This is a genomic window from Roseibium sp., assembly GCF_025698965.1.
Lineage (GTDB): Bacteria > Pseudomonadota > Alphaproteobacteria > Rhizobiales > Stappiaceae > Roseibium.
Window position 1 is genome coordinate 1 of the sequence record NZ_JAILWL010000073.1, and the last position, 17,837, is coordinate 17,837.

Genomic DNA, 17,837 nt, shown 5'->3' on the forward strand with positions numbered 1-17,837 from the left:
ACAACACCCAGAACCATTAGAAGAAAAATGGCGCATGCCGCGAGAAGGTTTGCAAAATTCTCAAAATGCGCAAGCGACCTGTCAGCCCACGAAAGCGTGGCTGCGCCTGTAGTTGTTTTCTGCATATTCGGAATCCCCCCGCCCAAGCCGGCACCGCAAAGGGCGCCGGCCTTATCGGGTATTTTTTTATTGAGCGGACTTGGCTTCTTCTGCGTATGTCCAGATGGCGTCAAAAACGCCCTGAGAATCGAACTTGTCCTTGTTGGCCTCAATCCAGGCATCCCAGACCGGCTTGCCGGCAACTTCACGGAACTCGGCCAGCTGCTCGTCTGTATAGGTGACACCGATCAGGCTTTCCTCGAACGCGGGAAGGTTTTTCTTGTCCTGTTCGGCGTATGCCGCCTGCTCGACTTCCATGACAAGATCCCGATTGTCCATCAGGAGTTCCTGATATTGTGGTGGCAGTTTTTCAAAAGCCGTCTTGTTGAGCACCCAACCACACTCAGACGTGCCGGGAGACATGTTGGTCGTGTACCACTCGGCTTCCTCATTAATTTTGAAGGCCACATGAGCGTAGGTGAACGGGAATGCGGCAGCATCGAGAGCTCCGCGTTGGAAAGCGATGGCTGTCTCACCGGCGGGCAAGGTCTGTTTAACGGCGCCCAACTTCTCCATTGCTGACCCGAGACCACCACCTGCACGCACACGCTTGCCCTTCCAGTCCTCAAGATTTTGCGGAGGTGTTCCCTTGCCGAGAATTTCATATTGCGGCAAGAGCCCCGAGACAAACGGCATGGCGTTCCAGCGTTCCATGTCCTTTACGATTGCCGGGTGTTCAAACATTTTGCTGCGGACATAGCGATCCACCTTGGGGTCACCGAGCGGCAGGAACGGCAGCGAAAACACCATCCATGCCGGGTTTTTGCCTGGATGATAGAAATTGCAGATCGCAGCCCCTTCAAATCCGTTGAACGTCAACGCATCCAGGTTCTCTCGCGCAGGCGACAGCTGTCCGCCATAGAAAATCTTGATCTGAAATTTTCCATCTGTCTCTTCTGCAACGAGTTTCGAAAGTTCTTCCATGCCCGCAGACAGAGCCCGCGGATTTCCCCACATGGATAATTTCCAAAAGACGCTTGGTCCTTCGACATTGGCGGCCTGAGCAAGGCCGGAAGAGGCAAGAACGACCCCCATCGCTGCTGCTATTGTTTTCAACTTACGCATTGCTGTCCTCCATATCGGTTCTGCAAAAGCAAGATCCGCTAGCAAATACGCATATTTTTATCGATATTTGCAAGAAATATTCTTTTAAACGATTTTTTTCACCAACTTACGTTTTGATCGATTGTTTCAATCATCAGACAAACGCCATCAATCAGGTCATCTCAATTCTGGAAAGGACCCGAGAAAGAAGGCAATTGGAAAGAAAACAAAGGACGGCGTTTAGCTTGAGGCGTCGTAGCGCGCCCAGCCAGCGCGAGAAAATCAGTATTCATTGGCCAAGCATCTATTACATGAAACACACAACCTTCTATCCCGACAAATCGGGGTCCTGGAGTGCAACCATCCAAGGACAGCTCAGCGAGCTATTCCACGTTGCCGATGTACTTGGCCTGATTGATCAGCTCTTGACACTTGGCCTCGTTACCAGCTTTGCGTTCCTGATTTGCGTCTTCAAGGAGCGCACGCATCTTTTCCGCGGTAATCGTGTCGATACCACTGCGCTCGGTATGGTCGATCGCATATTCAACCTTGCTGATATCTGCTGCACAATCGGCTGCCGCCATTGCCGGGACCGCGACAACAAAAGCGGATACCAGAAGCATTTTTGAAATCGATCCAGTCAGTCTTGTCATCAGGTATTCTCCAATAGAATTCGGCGTTTCAGTCACCGTTCAACAATTGAGTTTCTGCCTCCACCGCTCCTGGCTACAACCTATCAGTGAAATCTCAGCTCTGCATGTTATTATCGGGCACATGTGCACCATTGATTTGAAGATTGTTGCCAATCAACGGACGTGAAAGCACGTACATTTCGAGGAGATCACTCAATGAATTTGTTCAAAAACCACATTTTCAGTCAATCCGACACGTTCCGGAACTGCGATGCACCACTTCAGATAAGCGGCACCGCCGCTGAGGAAATCTCAGGCGGTTCTTCATCTTCAGAAGAAGTTTCGTGGATATTCAGTGTCACAATCAAGGAAGGCGAGGCCGCAAATCTAAAGAAACTCGTGAACGAAATTTCCAAGTCAAGCAAAGCGAACGAACCGAACACCCTCTCCTATCACTGGTACATAAGTGAAGACCACATGCGCGGAGAAGTTCACGAACACTATGGGAACTCCGAGGCGGCGCTCGAACATCTGTCTACGTTCAACGCCGAGTACGCGGACCGCATCATGACAATGATCAAGCCAGAAGGCATGATCGTTTTCGGGAACCCCAGCAACGTCCTGAGACAGGAACTCGCAGGAGCAAATCCCGTTTTCATGCGGTCAGTCGCCGGGTTTTCGCGCATATAGCGCGAACCCAATCCACTGAACTCAGGACCGGTGCTGCTGGAACTTACATCATGCGATGGTGCAGATCGATCATGATCCAGAGGCTTCCCCCTACCATGATGAAGATCAGAACTGCAGCAAAGCCAAGAAAAAACAGATTTTCTCCCGGTGTCGACTTGAGGTCCAGATGCAGGAAGAAAATCAGGTGCACCAGAACCTGAATGACAGCGGCAACCGCGATCACCGCATAGACCGCCGGCCCGGTCAAAAGCCCCCCCCAGACCAAGGCAAATGGGATAGCCGTCAAAATGACCGCAAGGACAAAGCCGGTGAGATAGGTCGAAGCTGCACGTTCGCTGGAATGGTTCATTTTTTGCCCTCTTACATCACACCCGGCAGGTAAACGACCGAGAAGATCCCGATCCAGACGATATCCAGAAAGTGCCAGAAGAGACCCAATCGAATAAGTCGCGAACGCACAGGAAGGGTGAGACCTTTCACCAGAACCTGACCGATCATCACACAAATGCCTATCGCCCCGAAAGTGACGTGCAGACCATGAGTGCCGACAAGCGTAAAGAAGGCCGACAGGAACCCGCTTGTTCCAGGCCCTGCTCCAGCCGCGATCATGCCGTGAAACTCGATCAGTTCCATTGCAAGGAAACCAAGCCCCAACACCATTGATACGATCAACCACTGGACCACACGGCCAGCCTGGCCCGCGGACATCGCAATGGTGGCAAATCCGAATGTGAGGCTGGACAGTAACAGAAGGGCTGTTTCACCTGCCGTATGGCCGAGATCGAAAAGATCCTTCGAGGTTGGCCCCGCTGCAGAATTGTTTGAAAGGACAACGTAGGACGCGAACAGCAACGCGAAAATCACCGCGTCCGTCATGAGGTACACCCAAAAGCCGAACTCCCTTGCTTCCAGGGATTTTGCCTCTTCGTGCTCGAGGACGTCAGCTGTCGTGGACATATCGGTCATCATGCCCTCCCCGGCAGAGCTGCACCGGACGCGGCACCACGCGGCAGAAAATCGCGCATGTCGTGCATGTCGGCTGGTGTGATTTGTGCCAATCGGACATTTTCAATCGCTGCAACCTCGGATGCCGGTATCACGTATTCCGTATCATCGTCACAGGCACGTATTCCGATGCACACCAGAGCAAGAACAAGGCAGAGTGCGGCCAGCCACCAGATGTACCAGACCATGGCGAAGCCGAGAGCGAACCCCAGCGCGCCGAGAACCGGACCAAGTCCGGAACTTTTTGGCATGACAATATCTTCGTAAGATGTTGGTGCCTGATATGCGGTGCCTTTGATCTTCATGTCATGAAAGGCATCAAGATCGCGTACTTCGGGCAAAATCGCGAAATTATAGGGCGCCGGCGGTGAGGACGTTGCCCATTCCAGGGTACGTCCGTTCCAGGGATCGCCGGTCGTGTCACGCGCCGACCCCCAGTTCCTGGCTGAAACATAAAGTTGAACCGCGATGCAGATGATGCCGCACAAAATGCAAACCGCGCCTAGCGCCGCCACAATCAGATAAGGCTGCCATGTCGGGTCCGCATAGTGTTCCATGCGCCGGCTCATACCCATGAACCCGAGGACATAGAGCGGCATGAATGCGAGATAGAAGCCAACGATCCAGAACCAGAAGGAGCGAATGCCCCACTTGGCGTCAAGCTTGAAACCGAAGGCCTTCGGAAACCAGTAGTTCAATCCCGCGAAATAGCCGAACAAAGCGCCGGGGATCAGCATATTGTGAAAATGCGCGACCAGAAATGTCGAGTTGTGCATCAGGTAATCGGCCGGAGGCAGGGCCAACAGGACGCCGGTGACACCGCCTATTACGAAAGTTACCATAAAGCCGATGGTGAATACCATGGATGGGTGAAATTCGATCCGCCCCCGGTACATGGTGAACATCCAGTCGAAGATCTTCACCCCCGTCGGCACCGCAATGATCATCGTGGCAATCCCGAAAACGGCGTTGACGTTGGCCGATGAACCCATCGTGAAGAAATGATGCAGCCAGACCGTGAAAGACAGGATCGCGATACAAGCCGTTGCGTATACAAGAGATTTGTAGCCGAAGAGACGTTTTCGCGAGAAGGTTGCGACCACTTCGGAAAAGATGCCAAAGGCAGGCAGGATCAGGATATAGACCTCCGGATGCCCCCAGATCCATAAGAGGTTGGCAAACATCATCATGTTGCCACCATCGCCATTGGTGAAGAAATGGAAGCCAAGCGTCCGGTCAAGAACAAGCTGGGCGGCAACCACGGTGAGTGCGGGAAACGCGAACGCGATCAGGACAGAAATGCACAACGCTGTCCAGGTAAACAACGGCATGCGCATATAGGTCATTCCCGGACACCGGTTCTTGACGATCGTGACAATGAAGTTGATGCCGGTCATCGTACTGCCGACGCCGCTGACAATCAGCGCCCAGAGCCAATAGTCCACTCCGACGCCCGGATTGTAATCAATTCCCGAATATGGCGGATATCCGGTCCAGCCGGCTGTTGAGAATTTGCCGATCACCAGCGAGATGAGCACCAGCCCCGCCCCGGCGGCCGTCAGAAACAGGCTGACCGAATTGAGGAAGGGAAAAGCGACATCCCGTGCACCAATCTGCTGCGGCACGATGATGTTGATGAGACCTGTCAAAAACGGCATTGCCACGAAAAAGATCATGATCGTGCCGTGGCTGGAAAAGATCTGCTCAAAATGCTCGGCCGGCAAATAGCCATCGTTGTTAAGGGCAATGGCCTGTTGCGCCCGCATCATCAGCGCATCTACGAAGCCGCGTGCGAGCATCACTAGCGCCAGCACTACATACATGATGCCGATCTTTTTGTGGTCGACACTTGTCAGCCAATCCGTCCAGAGCACCTTCCAGGCGCGCAGGTAAGTGATCAGAAGAAAGACCGCGAGACCACCGCCGACCGTGACCGCCGCCCCTCCCATGGCAACCCAGGAGTAGAGCGGAATGGCGTCGAATGTCAGTCGTCCCAGCATTATGCAGCCCCCCGGCAGATGAGTTCGGCCGCCTCGCTCTCATAGGGGCCGACAATCGGCGCATATTTGCGCAGGATGATATCGAACAGATCTTTTTCAAACGCCGAATAATACGTCACCGGATTGGCGACGCTTTGCTTGTGCAGCTCCAGATAGGTTTTGGCATCAAGCACATTGGCATCACCGGTTACCTTCGCCTTCCAGGAATTGAAATCAGCCTCGTTCATGGCGTGCGCCTTGAAATGCTGATCTGCAAAACCGTCGCCGGAATACATGGTGTTGCGTCCGGTAAAGACACCTGGTTCGTTCGCCAGCAGATTGAGCTCTGACCGCATCCCTGCCATCGCATATATCTGCCCGCCGAGCGCAGGGATCATCAGTGAATTCATAACCGTGTCGGAAGTGATTTCAACGTTCAGGGGACGGTCTGCCGGAAACGCCAGCTCGTTGACACTCGCAACACCGAGTTCCGGATAAAGGAACAACCATTTCCAATCGAGCGCGATTGCCTGAACTCTAAAAGCTGGTTTGTCCCCGGTCAGTTCCACATAAGGGTCAAGCTTGTGGGTCGTGTTCCAAACCAGCGTACCCAGAACCACGATAATTGCCGCCGGAACCAGCCAGACAACAGTCTCAACCTTCCAGGAACCTTCCCAGTCCGGAGTATAGGCAGGCGCGTCATTGCCCCTTCGATAGCGCCAGACAAAAAACAGCGTCAACCCGATTGCAGGGATAGCGACGATCATCATCAACGCGAAGGCAGTGAAGAGAAGGTTTCGTTCTGCAAGGGCGATCGGCCCTTTGGGAAACAGGACAGGCGCATCGGAGAGACCGCATCCCTGCAATAGCAGACAGGACCCGATGATCGCCAAAAGTGGAACGGCTCTGAAATTGCGACGGCAATATCGCCTGTTTGTCGGTTCGATCATTGCTCCCCCTTCAAGAGGAAAAAGGCTTGTCTCATGACAAAAAACGCGGTGAGACGATTAACACTGGCCAGATCAGACGCGATTTCGACGTGAGGCGCGTCCCAAATTTCAAAAGACTCACCCAGAGCCTAGCCGAGCCCTCAGAGCATGAAAAGAGCAACCAGTCGGGAATTTTGGAAAACAAACCACTCTTGATTGTATTTTCAGACGAAAATCAACCGACATTCCAGAGGAGGAAAATGCCGGTTAAGTGTAGGTTTGTACGGAACTTTAAGGCCTCCAGCCTCAAAACCGCGCAGCAATCCCGATCAGGGGGACCATGCGTGAGCGTATCATTGGCAAAGCGCGATGTGCCTTCCCGCACACCTATGACCGACTCCAACCAATCGTCACCACGCGTGATGTCAAAAATTGCCTGCAATCATTCCCGTCGCAAATGCAAAGGTTCCGCGTCACTGCCCATTTGCCACACCGTCAACAATAACAGTGAAAATTTTTTGTCATCACTCAGATACATTCGTCCTGCAATTTCAGAAGAAAGACGGGATGAAAAACAAACTTACCCAACGTCTGGATCCCAACCTGTTTTTTGCGCTTACCTGCGTTTGATCACGAAAGTTTCTACTGCAGCCTGGCTCTCCGGTCTGACGTTTTCGATCCCTTCACAAGAAACCCCATAAGTCGCTGGAATTTCGAGATACTTCTCGTGAGTATCGCGAAGTCGTCATGAAACTCCGCGAGATTTGACACTCTCCAGGACCGGCAGGTTCACACGAAGCCTTTCCTTGACAGCCATCTTGGGCATGGTGACCGAATTAATGAAAGCAATCCCGCCGACCTTCCTCTCATCGTCAAATAGGATCAAGGCAGATAGCGGAGCGTCTATGCTGAAGCGTCCAATGTCGCACAATGAGATCATAACAGCGTCGCCTGCCATGCCCTGCGTGTCCATCTCTTTGAGAATATCGCCAAACCAGACATAGAGAAGTTGCATATTGACGACCTAGAGCCCTTCCTTCGGACCTAAAGACCCCTGATGTGCGCTATCCGGCCTTGACCATGCGACAAGTAACCTGGCCTGCAGAGCGAACATCTTCAAGATTTCCGTATACCTTTCCAATTGCGATCACGATCGGACGCTCCAGACCAAGTCCGGCCACTCCAGCACCAAGATCTGAGAGAGCGCCGGACCAACGAGCTTCTTCCGTTGTTGCAACACCGGCAACAGCAACAGCGGGCGTGTTCCAAGGCATCCCTTCATTGATCAGCCGTGCGCTGATACGACCCGCCATGCGGGCTCCCATATAGAATACCGTTGTTGTTGCAGGATCGGCCAACCCAGTCCAGTCGACGGTTTCCGGTAAATCGCCGTGCCGAGAATGACCGGTGACAAACCGCACGGATTGCGCATGGTCACGATGGGTCAGGGAAACGCCAAGCCTTGCCGCCATTGCGGAAGCAGCGGTAATACCCGGAACGACCGTTGCTGATATGCCTTCCTCTGCAAGCCGGGCCAGTTCTTCACCACCTCGGCCGAAAATCATCGGATCGCCTGACTTGAGGCGCACGACATGTTTGCCTTGATGCGCGAGGCAAATCATCATCTGGTTGATGTCGTCCTGCCGGCAACTTTCACGGCCACCCCGTTTACCGACAAGAAGCCGCTTTGCTTCCCGGCGGGCAAGTTCCAGAACAGCGTCATCGACAAGGTCGTCAAATAGAATGACATCTGCCGTTTGCAGAGCCCTGATGGCCTTAAGTGTCAGATACTCCGCATCACCGGGCCCTGCCCCAACAAGGGTTACCTGGCCTTGCCCCGTTTCACCGTCATTGGCTGCAAGAGTATAGTCATCACTCTCGCCTTCCCCCACCGGCGCCATCTCCCCGGAAAAGGCAGCGTCGGAAAAACGCTCCCAAAAACGTCTGCGCTCCAGACCGGGTTTGAGCAATTCAAGCACTTTACCGCGAAGTTTTCCGGCCAGTTCCGCCCAGCTTTTCAAGCTTTCCGGAAGCAGTGTCTCAATCTTCCTTCGGATGGTCTGTCCAAGGATAGGCGCCACACCACCCGTTGAGATCCCGATAACCACAGGCGATCGATTGACGATCGAACCAAACTGAAACTCGCAATAGTCAGGTTTGTCGATCACGTTCACCGGAACACCTGCCGCGTTTGCCTCGCAGGCAAATGCCATGGCTTCGCCCTCGCTTCCGGCATCGGCAATTGCCAGACAAGCTTCTTGGAAGCTGTCGCTGCCCCATGGACGAGCGTGATACACAAACTGTCCCTTGACGCTTCCTTCGGCAAATAAATCATTAAATGCGGCGTCGAGCCGTTCAGCGTAGACATGAACTTCCGCACCTGCGGCTGCAAGGAGCTCGGCCTTCCAGGCGGCAGCATCCGTGCCACCTGCAAGCAACACCCGTCGTCCTTCCAGAGGGAAGAACAATGGCAGGCTCGCTAATGCACCGACACGGACCGGGCGGCGCACCCGGTTCACTTCAACCGGCTTGCGCAAGTTCATCATCATCGAGATCTTTCTTGGCAAAAGTATCCAGCAGTGTCTGCACTTCCGACAGGCATGATCCGCAATTGGTTCCGGCCTTGAGTTTTCGGCCAATGGCCTTGACGTTCCCTGCCCCTTGCTTCGCAGCCTCGGCAATCTGGTTGCATCCGATCTGAAAGCAGGAACAGACGATTGCTCCTGGATCCGGTCGATCCGCTGGCGGGCGCCCGGCCAATACCTGAAATCGTTGCTGCTTTGAAATCGGTTCCGACGTCAACAGACTGCAGGCCCATTGCCTGGAAACCTCGACCGGCCCTTTGGAAAAAAAGAAAGCAGCCCGCAGTTTTTCCCCCTCCCAATATGCCAGCCGGCTCGACGCGGTGGTACTGTCTTCAAGGCCAATAAAATCTTCTCCGGTCTCCATTAAACTCTCGGCAAGTAAGCTGAGGTCAGTTTCGCTTTGCCCGGCAAATTCAAGCCGAAAACCGCCGTCAACGGGCGCCAATGCCCAATAGTCGGCAGGAATTTCGACCGGCTTGTTCCTCAAGACCGCAAAGCCAAACCAGTCCATATTCAATCTGGACACGGAAACAGGCGTGAACTTTAAGCCAGGCTGACCCGAAACTGGATCTGTTTCCGGCGCGACAACCGCATCGATCCGGGCGCAGGAGGCGAACTGATCGGTCCAGTGCATCGGCACAAAAACCTCTCCTTTTCGCACACGCCCCGTAACAAGAGCCCGAACAACAACAGATCCATAAGAACTCTTCACCTCAACCAGATCAGCCGCAGATATTCCGCTTCTTCTCGCGTCTTCAGGGTGAATTTCCACGAACGGCTCAGCGATATGCGACAAAAGACGGGCTGTTTTGCCGCTGCGGGTCATGGTGTGCCACTGGTCGCGGATACGTCCGGTGTTCAGGATGAAAGGATAGGTCCTTCCCCTCTTGCGCGGAGCCTTGTGGAACACCGGAACAAACTGGCCTTTCCGACCCTCGGTATAAAACCCGCCTTGCGCAAAAAAGCGGTGCTCCCTTGCAGGCATTTCTGCGGCCCAAGGCCATTGGAACGGCTCAAGACCGTCGTAAGCCGTATCAGACAGATCCTTGCAGGCACCAATGTCGAAATCCCTTGACCCACCATTCTTGAAACTTGAAAGAGCTGCATGCTCCCGAAAGATCGCAGCGGGATTTGCGTAGGAAAACTCTTCCCTAAACCCCATACGCTTTGCGACTTCAGCGATCTGCCACCAATCCGGCCGGGCTTCATCGGGAAGGTCCAGGAACCGTTTTTGCCTGGAAATACGTCTTTCGGAATTGGTGACGGTACCATCCTTCTCTCCCCAGGCAGCGGAAGGCAGCAGCACATTCGCAAAGGGAACCGTGTCGGCAGACCTTGTGACCTCGGAGACAACGACGAATGGGCAGGCCTTCAAGGCTTCCGCGACCCCATCGGCATCTGGCAGACTGTCGACCGGACTGGTCGCCATAATCCAGATTGCCTTGATCTTGCCCGATCTGACCGCCTGAAAGAGTTCCACCGCCTTCAGGCCGGGTTTCTCAGCGATGACCGGGCTTCGCCAGAACTCCTTTACAATTTCACGATGATGGGAATTTTCCAGAGCCATGTGACCGGCGAGCATGTTTGCAAGACCGCCAACTTCTCGACCTCCCATCGCATTCGGCTGGCCAGTGACGGAAAACGGTCCCATTCCCGGTTTGCCTATTCTGCCGGTTGCCAGATGTGTGTTGATAATGGCGTTGACCTTGTCCGTCCCAACGACTGATTGATTGACGCCCTGGCTGTAAACGGTCACGGTTTTTTCCGTGTCCGCAACCATCTTGTAAAATTGCGCGATGTCCCGGCGTGTCAGGCCGGTCATTTCGGAAATCAGTCCGATTTCACATGGCCCAGCCACTTGAACCACTTTTTCAAAGTTTTCGGTGAAGTGATTGATATAACTGAGATCAGTTGCGTTTTCCTCTTTCAAAAACGCTAGCAGGCCATTGAACAAGGCAACGTCCGTATCGGGTTTCAGTGCCAAATGCAGGTCGGCGATTGCACAAGTCGCGGTCCGGCGTGGATCAATCACCACAATACGCATTGCCGGGTTGTTTGCTTTTGCCGCCTCCAGACGCTGAAACAGCACCGGATGGCACCACGCGAGATTAGACCCGACAAGGACGACCAGATCCGCCAATTCAAGATCTTTATATGTACCGGGAACGGTATCGGCGCCAAAAGCCCTCCGGTGTCCTGCAACCGAAGATGCCATGCACAGCCGAGAGTTGGTGTCGATATTCGCGGATCCGACAAAGCCCTTCATCAGCTTGTTGGCGACATAATAGTCTTCGGTCAGAATCTGCCCGGAAACATAAAAAGCAACGCTGTCCGGGCCGTATTCCTTGATCGAACTGCAAAAGGTCTGCGCGACCAGTGACAAAGCCGTCTCCCAGTCGCTGCGCTCGCCGGAAACTTCCGGATAAAGCAATCTGTCGTTCAGCGACACAGTTTCACCGAGCGCCGTGCCTTTAGAACAAAGACGACCGAAATTGGCAGGATGTTTCGGATCGCCTGCAACAGTGACTTCCCCATCGCGACGGCGGGTCGCAAGCACGCCGCAGCCCACGCCGCAATAGGGACATGTGGTCCGGATGGTGTTTTCTTTGTTTGCCATGACACTCTTCCCGAGGCGAAATTACCAGGCGTTGTAGCCGAGATATTTACCTGACATTTCGATCTTCACCCGGTCCCCCTTCGGGTTCTCAATCCGAGTTACCGACATGTCAAAGTCGATTGCGGACATGATGCCATCGCCGAATTTTTCATGGATAAGTGCCTTGATGGTCGGCCCGTATACGCCAACAATTTCGTAAAGGCGGTAGATGCATGGATCTGTCGGAACGGTCTGTTCCCAAATCTTGGTCGGGCTCTCCTGAAGGACAAGCACCGCCTCCTGCGGCAGTCCCAGTGTTTCGGTAATCGCTATTGCTTTCGCTTCGGGCATGGCATTCATGCCCATCGCAGCGGAATGCGTCCAGACAGGCGACATGCCGATTGCCTCTGCGATACCTTCCCAGGTGAGCCCAGTCTCGCGTTTTGCAGATAGGATCATTCCGGTTACGTCTTCACGGGTGAGAGCAGACATCAATAACTCCTATGGATTGCCAAAAAGCTGGCTGAAAAGCAGGGCGCAAAGCAGCGCGAGAATGGCTGAAACGAATTGCCAGAACCGTACGGGATCCCGTTCGGCGAACGGTACGGAGCGGGCTGAATGGAATTCCGGGTTTGGCCGGTGTAGGTCTTCAAGAAACGCACTCAAGGCGTCATACCGCTTGCCTGGTACAGGATGAACTGCTCGGTAAATCGCGCCATCAACCCAGTCGGGGACCCTTTCGGTTACCGAACAGGCACTACGATAACGTAGTGCAGCCTGGGCTTTTTCACTCGTTGCCCGGGCAACGCTCGCACCATAAGGCAACCGGCCCGTCAGCATTTCGTAGACGACCACACCAAGCGAAAACAGATCACTGCGCTCTGTGCCCAAATACCCGAGAAACAATTCAGGCGCGGTGTACTGATGTGTTCCAAGGACCTCCGACGTATCAAGTGCAGGTGCGGCTTCCATAACTCCGGCAATCCGGACGGAGCCAAAATCGATGATTTTCACCGTACCTGCCTTGTCGATCAGAATGTTCTCCGGTCGAAGATCCTGATGAACCATTTCCTTGCGATGAAAGGCACGGAGCCCCTTTGCGATCTGCCCCGCAAGTGCGCGAACCGCTTCAAGGTCAGGATGCGGATTGTCTGTCATCCATTGCCGAAGGGTCTGGCCTTCGACAAATTCACTCGAGAGGAAAAGCGATTGTCGTTCCTTCGGGATTTCGGTTGCCTTTAAAACATGCGGTGATGAAATCCTGCGGGCAATCCACTCCTCCATCGCAAAGCGCCGCAAATAGTTTTCATCATCTCGCATGTCCATGGACGGGAACTTCAACGCGACCAGATCACCGGAAGTTTCATCCTCGCCCAGGAAAATGTGACTGCGGTTGCTTGCGTGCAAAACACGCAGCAATCTGTAGCCCTCGAATTCGCCTGGAACGCGTGGCAACGGTGATGGTGGCAGAGTTCCCTCCTCTACCAGCAGATCGGTTGCACTTGCGTCCGGCAAGTCGGCCACACGCACAATCTGGATGGTGAGGTTGTCGGTGCTGCCGGCTTCAAGAGCCTGCTCGACAATTGCCTCGGCTGCGTCATCTAAACTGGCCGATTGAACAATTGCAGCAGCTATGTCCCCTTGCCGTATGAACTCGTGAACACCGTCCGTCGTCAGAACAAAGACATCGCCGGATCTGAGTTCAAAAGCGCGGTAGTCAATTTCAACCGCTTGCACGAGGCCAAGCCCTCGAGCGAGATAGCTGTCTTCCGACGACAGCTGCACACGATGATCTTCCGTGAGTTTTTCAAGACCCTGTCCAGCGAGGCGCCAGATCCGGCTGTCACCAAGGTGAAACAGATGCGCCTGACGGCCTTTCAGCACCAGTGCGGAAAACGTGCAGACGTAGCCTTTGTCCCGGCAACTTGCCTGTTTGGTCTGCCCATACAGCCATGAATTGGTTGCCGAGATCACGCGGCTGGCTGCCGTTTTCACAGACCAAGTATCGGACGTGCAGTAATAGTCGGACAAGAAGGACTTTACGGCTGTTTCTGCTGCAATATGTGCAACAGGACTTGTGGAAATCCCATCGGCGATTGCGACCGCGATGCCTTTATGAACCAGTGCCTGTCCTCTTGGCTCCAGAATGCCGTAGAAGTCCTGGTTTTCAGGTTTTCTACCCGCCGTTGAAAACTGGCCGGTTTCGATTTTCAGGAATTTCTGTGGAACTTGCATCAGCACTGGTCAATTGCCTTCGAAATTGCCCCGCCGCAAAGGGCGGGGCGTTCTGTCATTCGGCCGGGACTGAAACCGGTGCTTTTTCGTAGCCGGCGTTACGCTTTGGGGAGGTCTTGTAGTGAGTGGCGTAGATCATCCCGCCTACGAAGGTGAGCCCTCCGACAAGATTGCCGAAGACAACCGGGATTTCGTTGTAGGCCAGGTAGTCGAACCAGGTAAATTCGCCGCCGAGCATAATACCGGAGGGAAACAGGAACATGTTGACGATGGAGTGCTCGAAGCCGAGATAGAAGAACACCAAAATCGGCATCCACATCGCCATGATCTTGCCCGAGACCGAGTTGGACATCATCGCAGCAACAACGCCGGTTGAAACCATCCAGTTGCACATCACAGCACGGATGAAAACGGTTAGAAGACCGGCCCATCCGGCCGCTGCATACCCAAGTGTCCTTGCTTCACCGATCTGGCCGATCTTCTGGCCAACGGCATTCGGCTCCTGACTGAACCCCATCGTGAAGATGATCGCCATGAAAACGGCTGTCGTCAGTGCTCCTGCAAAGTTGCCACAAAACACCAGTCCCCAGTTGCGGAACACCCCTCCCCAGGTACACCCCGGTCGCCTGGCGATAACTGCAAGAGGGGCCAGTGTGAACACGCCGGTCAGAAGATCGAAACCAAGCAGATAAAGCATGCAGAAGCCAACCGGAAACAGGACCGACGCAATCAGGAAATTGCCGGTGTTCACAGCGATGGTGACTGCAAAGGCCGCAGCAAGCGCCAGAATGGCACCGGCCATGTAAGAACGAATGAGCGTATCCTTGGTCGACATGAAAATCTTGGATTCACCCGCGTCGATCATTTTGGTGGCAAATTCCTGGGGAGCTACATACGACATTCAAAATCCTTTCGTGTGAGCAATGCGCGATCAAACAGCTTGGTGGGAGTAAGACAGATCGATCAGAACCCGGCCGTCTTCCAACCTGACCGGAAAGGCCAAAGTCTGGCCTTCATCGGCACCTTGGGCGGTGCCGGTTTCCAGGGAAATGACCCAGTTGTGAAGCGGGCAAGTAACGCACCCGTCGTGTACTATTCCCTGGCTGAGAGGGCCGTTTCTGTGGGGGCATTTGTCTTCAAGTGCGTAGACATCGTCCGACGCCGTGCGGAATACGGCAATCGTCATGTCACCGTTTTTGACGCAGCGAGCGCCTTCCTGGGGAATATCTTCAAGAGATCCTATCTGGACCCAATTGTGAATGTCCGCGGTCATTCGGCTGCCTCCGCTTGCAATACGGCCATTGGGTTGAATTCATGTTTGTCCTTGCCGGAAACGCGTTCCGACCAGGGATCCACCTGGGCAAATTTCTGGGAAAAGACGAAGCGCTCGAAGTAAGCCTTGCGCTTGTCTGCATCATCCATGATCTGGGAACGGATTTCGTCGTGGCCGATACGCTTGGCCCACTTGTAGATCCGCTCCAGGTAACGCCCCTGCTCCCGATACATCTGTGTCAGGGCCGAGACATACTCGATCACTTCCTCTTCGGAACTGACCAAGCCAAGCACCACTGTCCCCTGGATCTCCAGGCCGGCTGCACCGGCATAGTGGATCTCGTACCCACTCTCGACGCAGATGATTCCGATATCCTTGCAGGTCGCTTCGGAACAATTTCGGGGACACCCGGAAACGGCCAGTTTCAGCTTGGCTGGGGTCCAGGATCCCCACATGAATTTTTCTAGCTTGATCCCAAGCCCGGTGGAGTCCTGCGTCCCGAATCTGCACCAGTCAGACCCGACGCAGGTTTTCACGGTCCGAAGCCCTTTGGCGTAAGCCTGTCCGGAAACAAAACCGGCCTTGCCGAGATCCTCCCAGACGGCTGGCAGGTCCTCCTTTTTGACCCCGAGCATGTCAATGCGCTGGCCGCCTGTGCATTTGACCGCGGGAATGTCGAACTTGTCGACGACGTCAGCGATCGCGCGCAATTCGTCAGAACTTGTCATCCCGCCCCACATGCGCGGAACCACGGAATATGTTCCGTCCTTCTGAATGTTGGCGTGGACGCGTTCATTGATGAAGCGGGACTGATAATCGTCCGCATATTCATCCGGCCAGTCGGAAACGAGGTAATAGTTCAGCGCCGGTCGGCATTTGGCACAACCACCGGACGTAGTCCATTCCAACTCCTGCATGACAGACGGAATGGATTTCAACTCCTTGGATACGATAAGCCGGCGAACATCGTCGTGCCCGAGATGCGTGCAGCCGCACATCGGAGTAACAGCTGCAGGATTGTAGGCATCGCCGAGCGTCACCTGCATCAGCTGTTCAACCAGCCCCGTACAGGTCCCGCAGGATGCCGAGGCCTTTGTGTGAGCCCGGACACCATCCAGGTCAGACAGTCCCTTGTCCTTGATCGCAGTGACGATCTTCCCCTTGCAAATGCCGTTGCAGCCGCAGATTTCCGCATCATCCGGCAAGGCTGCAACGGCCACCGTAGGGTCCAGGGGGGCGCCCCCCTGATACGCCTGACCGAAGATCAGTGTCTCCCGCATTTCGGAGACGTCGGTCTCCTTTTTGAGAAGATCGAAAAACCAGGGACCATCCGCGGTTTCGCCATAGAGAACCGCACCGATGATCGTATTATCCTTGAGAACCAGGCGTTTGTAGACACCTGCCGCGGCGTCCCTGAGAACGATTTCCTCCCGGTCCTCACCTTCGGCAAAGTCACCTGCGGAATAGAGATCAACGCCGGTGACCTTCAATTTCGTCGCCGTAACCGAGCCGGTATATTCCGATGCTCCTTCGAGCAGGTTGTCGGCAATGACTTCTGCCATTTCATAAAGTGGAGCGACCAGGCCATAACAAAGACCGCGATGCTCGACACATTCGCCCAGCGCGAAGATGTCCTTGTCGCTGGTTCGCATGTCGTCGCCAACAAGAATACCGCGATTGGTTTCCAGACCGGCAGATCTTGCAAGATCTGCAGATGGTCGGATACCAACGGCCATGACGACAATACTGGCCTCGATTTCGGTGCCATCATCCAACCGAATGGCTTTGACCTTGCCCGTACCATCATCGACGATTTCGTGACTGTTGGCCCTGGTAAGAACATCAATGCCTCGGCTTTTGAATTCCTCTTCCAGAAGAAAACCCGCTGCCGGATCGAGTTGCCTCTCCATCAGGGTCGGCATCAGATGCAGGACCGTGACATCCATCCCCTGCTGTTTAAGTCCCGCGGCCGCTTCAAGACCCAGGAGACCGCCACCAATCACGACCGCACGACCGCCGCCCCGCGCCGCTGCCAGCATCCTGTCGACGTCATCCAGATCGCGGTAGGTCAGAACACCCTCGAGATCCTTACCCGGCAGAGGAATGATGAACGGGCTTGAGCCCGTGGCAATCACCAGCTTGTCGTAAGATGCGGTGACGCCGTTTTCCGATGTGACCGTTTTGCCGGTCCGGTCGATCTCGCTGATACGAGATGACTTGTGAAGCCTGATACCGTTTTCGGCATACCAGGTGTCACCATGGGTAATGATGTCTTCATAGGTCTTCTCGCCAGACAGAACCGGCGACAGCATCAGCCGGTTATAATTCACCCGAGGTTCGGCATTGAAGATTGTGACGTCGTAAGCGTCTTTGTCCTTGTCGAACAGGTGTTCCAGCATCCTGCCGGGCGCCATACCGTTTCCGACGATAACCAGTTTCTTCTTTGTCATATTATCCCTCACGGCTTCATTCGGCTGCTTCGATGGCGGCTTTTTGCCGGGCCATACGGGTGGCCCGCTTTGCCTGGATGGATTTGAGTTGCTCTTCGCTCGGGTTTGCGCCGCCTTCATAGGCTTCCAGAAAATCCAGAAGCTCTTCGCGATAGGCGTAGTAATCCGGGTGAGCCAGCAGCTCCTTGCGCGAACGAGGTCGCGGCAGATCCACTTTCATGATGTTGCCGATACGCGCATTCGGCCCGTTGGACATCATC

Annotated in this window: 16 protein-coding genes and 1 pseudogene; 2 read left to right on the plus strand and 15 right to left on the minus strand. The window is 54.3% G+C overall.

Annotated elements, in window-relative coordinates; genetic code table 11:
- Positions 1–186 precede the first annotated feature (186 nt).
- Both dctP and K5905_RS08230 read right to left on the minus strand, forming a co-directional pair.
- Positions 187–1,224 carry a TRAP transporter substrate-binding protein DctP gene (gene dctP / locus K5905_RS08225; RefSeq protein WP_297582378.1) on the minus strand — a complete coding sequence of 346 codons (1,038 nt, stop codon included), beginning with the start codon at positions 1,222–1,224 and terminating at the stop codon, positions 187–189.
- A gap of 362 nt (positions 1,225–1,586) precedes the next feature.
- Positions 1,587–1,856 carry a hypothetical protein gene (locus K5905_RS08230; RefSeq protein WP_297582380.1) on the minus strand — a complete coding sequence of 90 codons (270 nt, stop codon included), beginning with the start codon at positions 1,854–1,856 and terminating at the stop codon, positions 1,587–1,589.
- 195 nt (positions 1,857–2,051) lie between these two features.
- Between K5905_RS08230 and K5905_RS08235 the strand changes: the two genes are divergently transcribed.
- Positions 2,052–2,525 (plus strand): hypothetical protein, encoded by a 474-nt coding sequence (locus tag K5905_RS08235; RefSeq protein ID WP_297582383.1) that lies wholly within the window; start codon positions 2,052–2,054, stop codon positions 2,523–2,525.
- A 43-nt stretch (positions 2,526–2,568) separates the two neighbouring features.
- Here K5905_RS08235 and cyoD read toward each other — a convergent pair whose 3' ends face one another.
- From cyoD to cyoA, 4 genes are read right to left on the minus strand one after another with little or no spacing between them, the layout of a single operon-like run.
- Positions 2,569–2,874: a cytochrome o ubiquinol oxidase subunit IV gene (gene cyoD, locus K5905_RS08240; protein WP_297582386.1), complete on the minus strand. Its 306-nt coding sequence runs from the start codon at positions 2,872–2,874 to the stop codon at positions 2,569–2,571.
- Between the two features lie 11 nt (positions 2,875–2,885).
- Positions 2,886–3,491: a cytochrome o ubiquinol oxidase subunit III gene (gene cyoC / locus K5905_RS08245; protein ID WP_297582389.1), complete on the minus strand. Its 606-nt coding sequence runs from the start codon at positions 3,489–3,491 to the stop codon at positions 2,886–2,888.
- Positions 3,491–5,530 carry a cbb3-type cytochrome c oxidase subunit I gene (locus tag K5905_RS08250; RefSeq protein ID WP_297582391.1) on the minus strand — a complete coding sequence of 680 codons (2,040 nt, stop codon included), beginning with the start codon at positions 5,528–5,530 and terminating at the stop codon, positions 3,491–3,493. The genes cyoC and K5905_RS08250 overlap by 1 nt, the downstream gene beginning before the upstream one ends.
- The gene (gene cyoA, locus K5905_RS08255) at positions 5,530–6,459 is read right to left on the minus strand and encodes a ubiquinol oxidase subunit II (protein WP_297582393.1); all 930 of its coding nucleotides are present in this window, start codon (positions 6,457–6,459) and stop codon (positions 5,530–5,532) included. Before cyoA ends, K5905_RS08250 begins: the two co-directional genes overlap by 1 nt.
- Positions 6,460–6,485: 26 nt before the next feature.
- Here cyoA and K5905_RS08260 point away from each other — a divergent pair, with 26 nt between their 5' ends.
- Positions 6,486–7,139 (plus strand): hypothetical protein, encoded by a 654-nt coding sequence (locus tag K5905_RS08260; protein WP_297582395.1) that lies wholly within the window; start codon positions 6,486–6,488, stop codon positions 7,137–7,139.
- Positions 7,140–7,183: 44 nt separating this feature from the next.
- Here K5905_RS08260 and K5905_RS08265 read toward each other — a convergent pair whose 3' ends face one another.
- From K5905_RS08265 to K5905_RS08305, 9 genes and pseudogenes are all read right to left on the minus strand, one after another.
- Entirely contained in the window at positions 7,184–7,453 is a 270-nt protein-coding gene (locus K5905_RS08265) for a hypothetical protein (protein ID WP_297582398.1), read from the minus strand.
- Positions 7,454–7,502: 49 nt separating this feature from the next.
- The gene (gene cysG / locus K5905_RS08270; RefSeq protein WP_297582414.1) at positions 7,503–8,981 is read right to left on the minus strand and encodes a siroheme synthase CysG; all 1,479 of its coding nucleotides are present in this window, start codon (positions 8,979–8,981) and stop codon (positions 7,503–7,505) included.
- Positions 8,959–11,640, minus strand: coding sequence for a nitrate reductase (locus K5905_RS08275; RefSeq protein WP_297582401.1), 2,682 nt, complete (start codon positions 11,638–11,640; stop codon positions 8,959–8,961). Before K5905_RS08275 ends, cysG begins: the two co-directional genes overlap by 23 nt.
- A 21-nt stretch (positions 11,641–11,661) precedes the next feature.
- Positions 11,662–12,111, minus strand: a complete 450-nt coding sequence (gene cynS / locus K5905_RS08280; protein WP_297582403.1) for a cyanase — start codon at positions 12,109–12,111, stop codon at positions 11,662–11,664.
- Between the two features lie 9 nt (positions 12,112–12,120).
- Complete coding sequence (locus K5905_RS08285; RefSeq protein WP_297582405.1) at positions 12,121–13,854, minus strand: bifunctional protein-serine/threonine kinase/phosphatase; 1,734 nt, start codon at positions 13,852–13,854, stop codon at positions 12,121–12,123.
- Positions 13,855–13,909: 55 nt separating this feature from the next.
- Positions 13,910–14,755 (minus strand): formate/nitrite transporter family protein, encoded by an 846-nt coding sequence (locus tag K5905_RS08290; RefSeq protein ID WP_297582407.1) that lies wholly within the window; start codon positions 14,753–14,755, stop codon positions 13,910–13,912.
- 30 nt (positions 14,756–14,785) lie between these two features.
- Entirely contained in the window at positions 14,786–15,127 is a 342-nt protein-coding gene (gene nirD, locus K5905_RS08295) for a nitrite reductase small subunit NirD (protein WP_297582410.1), read from the minus strand.
- Positions 15,124–17,577, minus strand: coding sequence for a nitrite reductase large subunit NirB (gene nirB, locus K5905_RS08300; protein ID WP_297582412.1), 2,454 nt, complete (start codon positions 17,575–17,577; stop codon positions 15,124–15,126). The genes nirD and nirB overlap by 4 nt, the downstream gene beginning before the upstream one ends.
- Positions 17,578–17,593: 16 nt before the next feature.
- Positions 17,594–17,837 (minus strand): annotated as a pseudogene (locus K5905_RS08305) (ABC transporter ATP-binding protein); the annotation flags it as partial.

Excerpts from the sequence above, each read along its gene's own strand:
- dctP (WP_297582378.1), bottom strand. The coding sequence starts at position 1,224 with ATGCGTAAGTTGAAAACAATAGCAGCAGCGATGGGGGTCGTTCTTGCC.
- K5905_RS08230 (WP_297582380.1), bottom strand. The coding sequence starts at position 1,856 with ATGACAAGACTGACTGGATCGATTTCAAAAATGCTTCTGGTATCCGCT.
- K5905_RS08235 (WP_297582383.1), top strand. The coding sequence starts at position 2,052 with ATGAATTTGTTCAAAAACCACATTTTCAGTCAATCCGACACGTTCCGG.
- cyoD (WP_297582386.1), bottom strand. The coding sequence starts at position 2,874 with ATGAACCATTCCAGCGAACGTGCAGCTTCGACCTATCTCACCGGCTTT.
- cyoC (WP_297582389.1), bottom strand. The coding sequence starts at position 3,491 with ATGACCGATATGTCCACGACAGCTGACGTCCTCGAGCACGAAGAGGCA.
- K5905_RS08250 (WP_297582391.1), bottom strand. The coding sequence starts at position 5,530 with ATGCTGGGACGACTGACATTCGACGCCATTCCGCTCTACTCCTGGGTT.
- cyoA (WP_297582393.1), bottom strand. The coding sequence starts at position 6,459 with ATGATCGAACCGACAAACAGGCGATATTGCCGTCGCAATTTCAGAGCC.
- K5905_RS08265 (WP_297582398.1), bottom strand. The coding sequence starts at position 7,453 with ATGCAACTTCTCTATGTCTGGTTTGGCGATATTCTCAAAGAGATGGAC.
- cysG (WP_297582414.1), bottom strand. The coding sequence starts at position 8,981 with ATGAACTTGCGCAAGCCGGTTGAAGTGAACCGGGTGCGCCGCCCGGTC.
- K5905_RS08275 (WP_297582401.1), bottom strand. The coding sequence starts at position 11,640 with ATGGCAAACAAAGAAAACACCATCCGGACCACATGTCCCTATTGCGGC.
- cynS (WP_297582403.1), bottom strand. The coding sequence starts at position 12,111 with ATGTCTGCTCTCACCCGTGAAGACGTAACCGGAATGATCCTATCTGCA.
- K5905_RS08285 (WP_297582405.1), bottom strand. The coding sequence starts at position 13,854 with ATGCAAGTTCCACAGAAATTCCTGAAAATCGAAACCGGCCAGTTTTCA.
- K5905_RS08290 (WP_297582407.1), bottom strand. The coding sequence starts at position 14,755 with ATGTCGTATGTAGCTCCCCAGGAATTTGCCACCAAAATGATCGACGCG.
- nirD (WP_297582410.1), bottom strand. The coding sequence starts at position 15,127 with ATGACCGCGGACATTCACAATTGGGTCCAGATAGGATCTCTTGAAGAT.
- nirB (WP_297582412.1), bottom strand. The coding sequence starts at position 17,577 with ATGACAAAGAAGAAACTGGTTATCGTCGGAAACGGTATGGCGCCCGGC.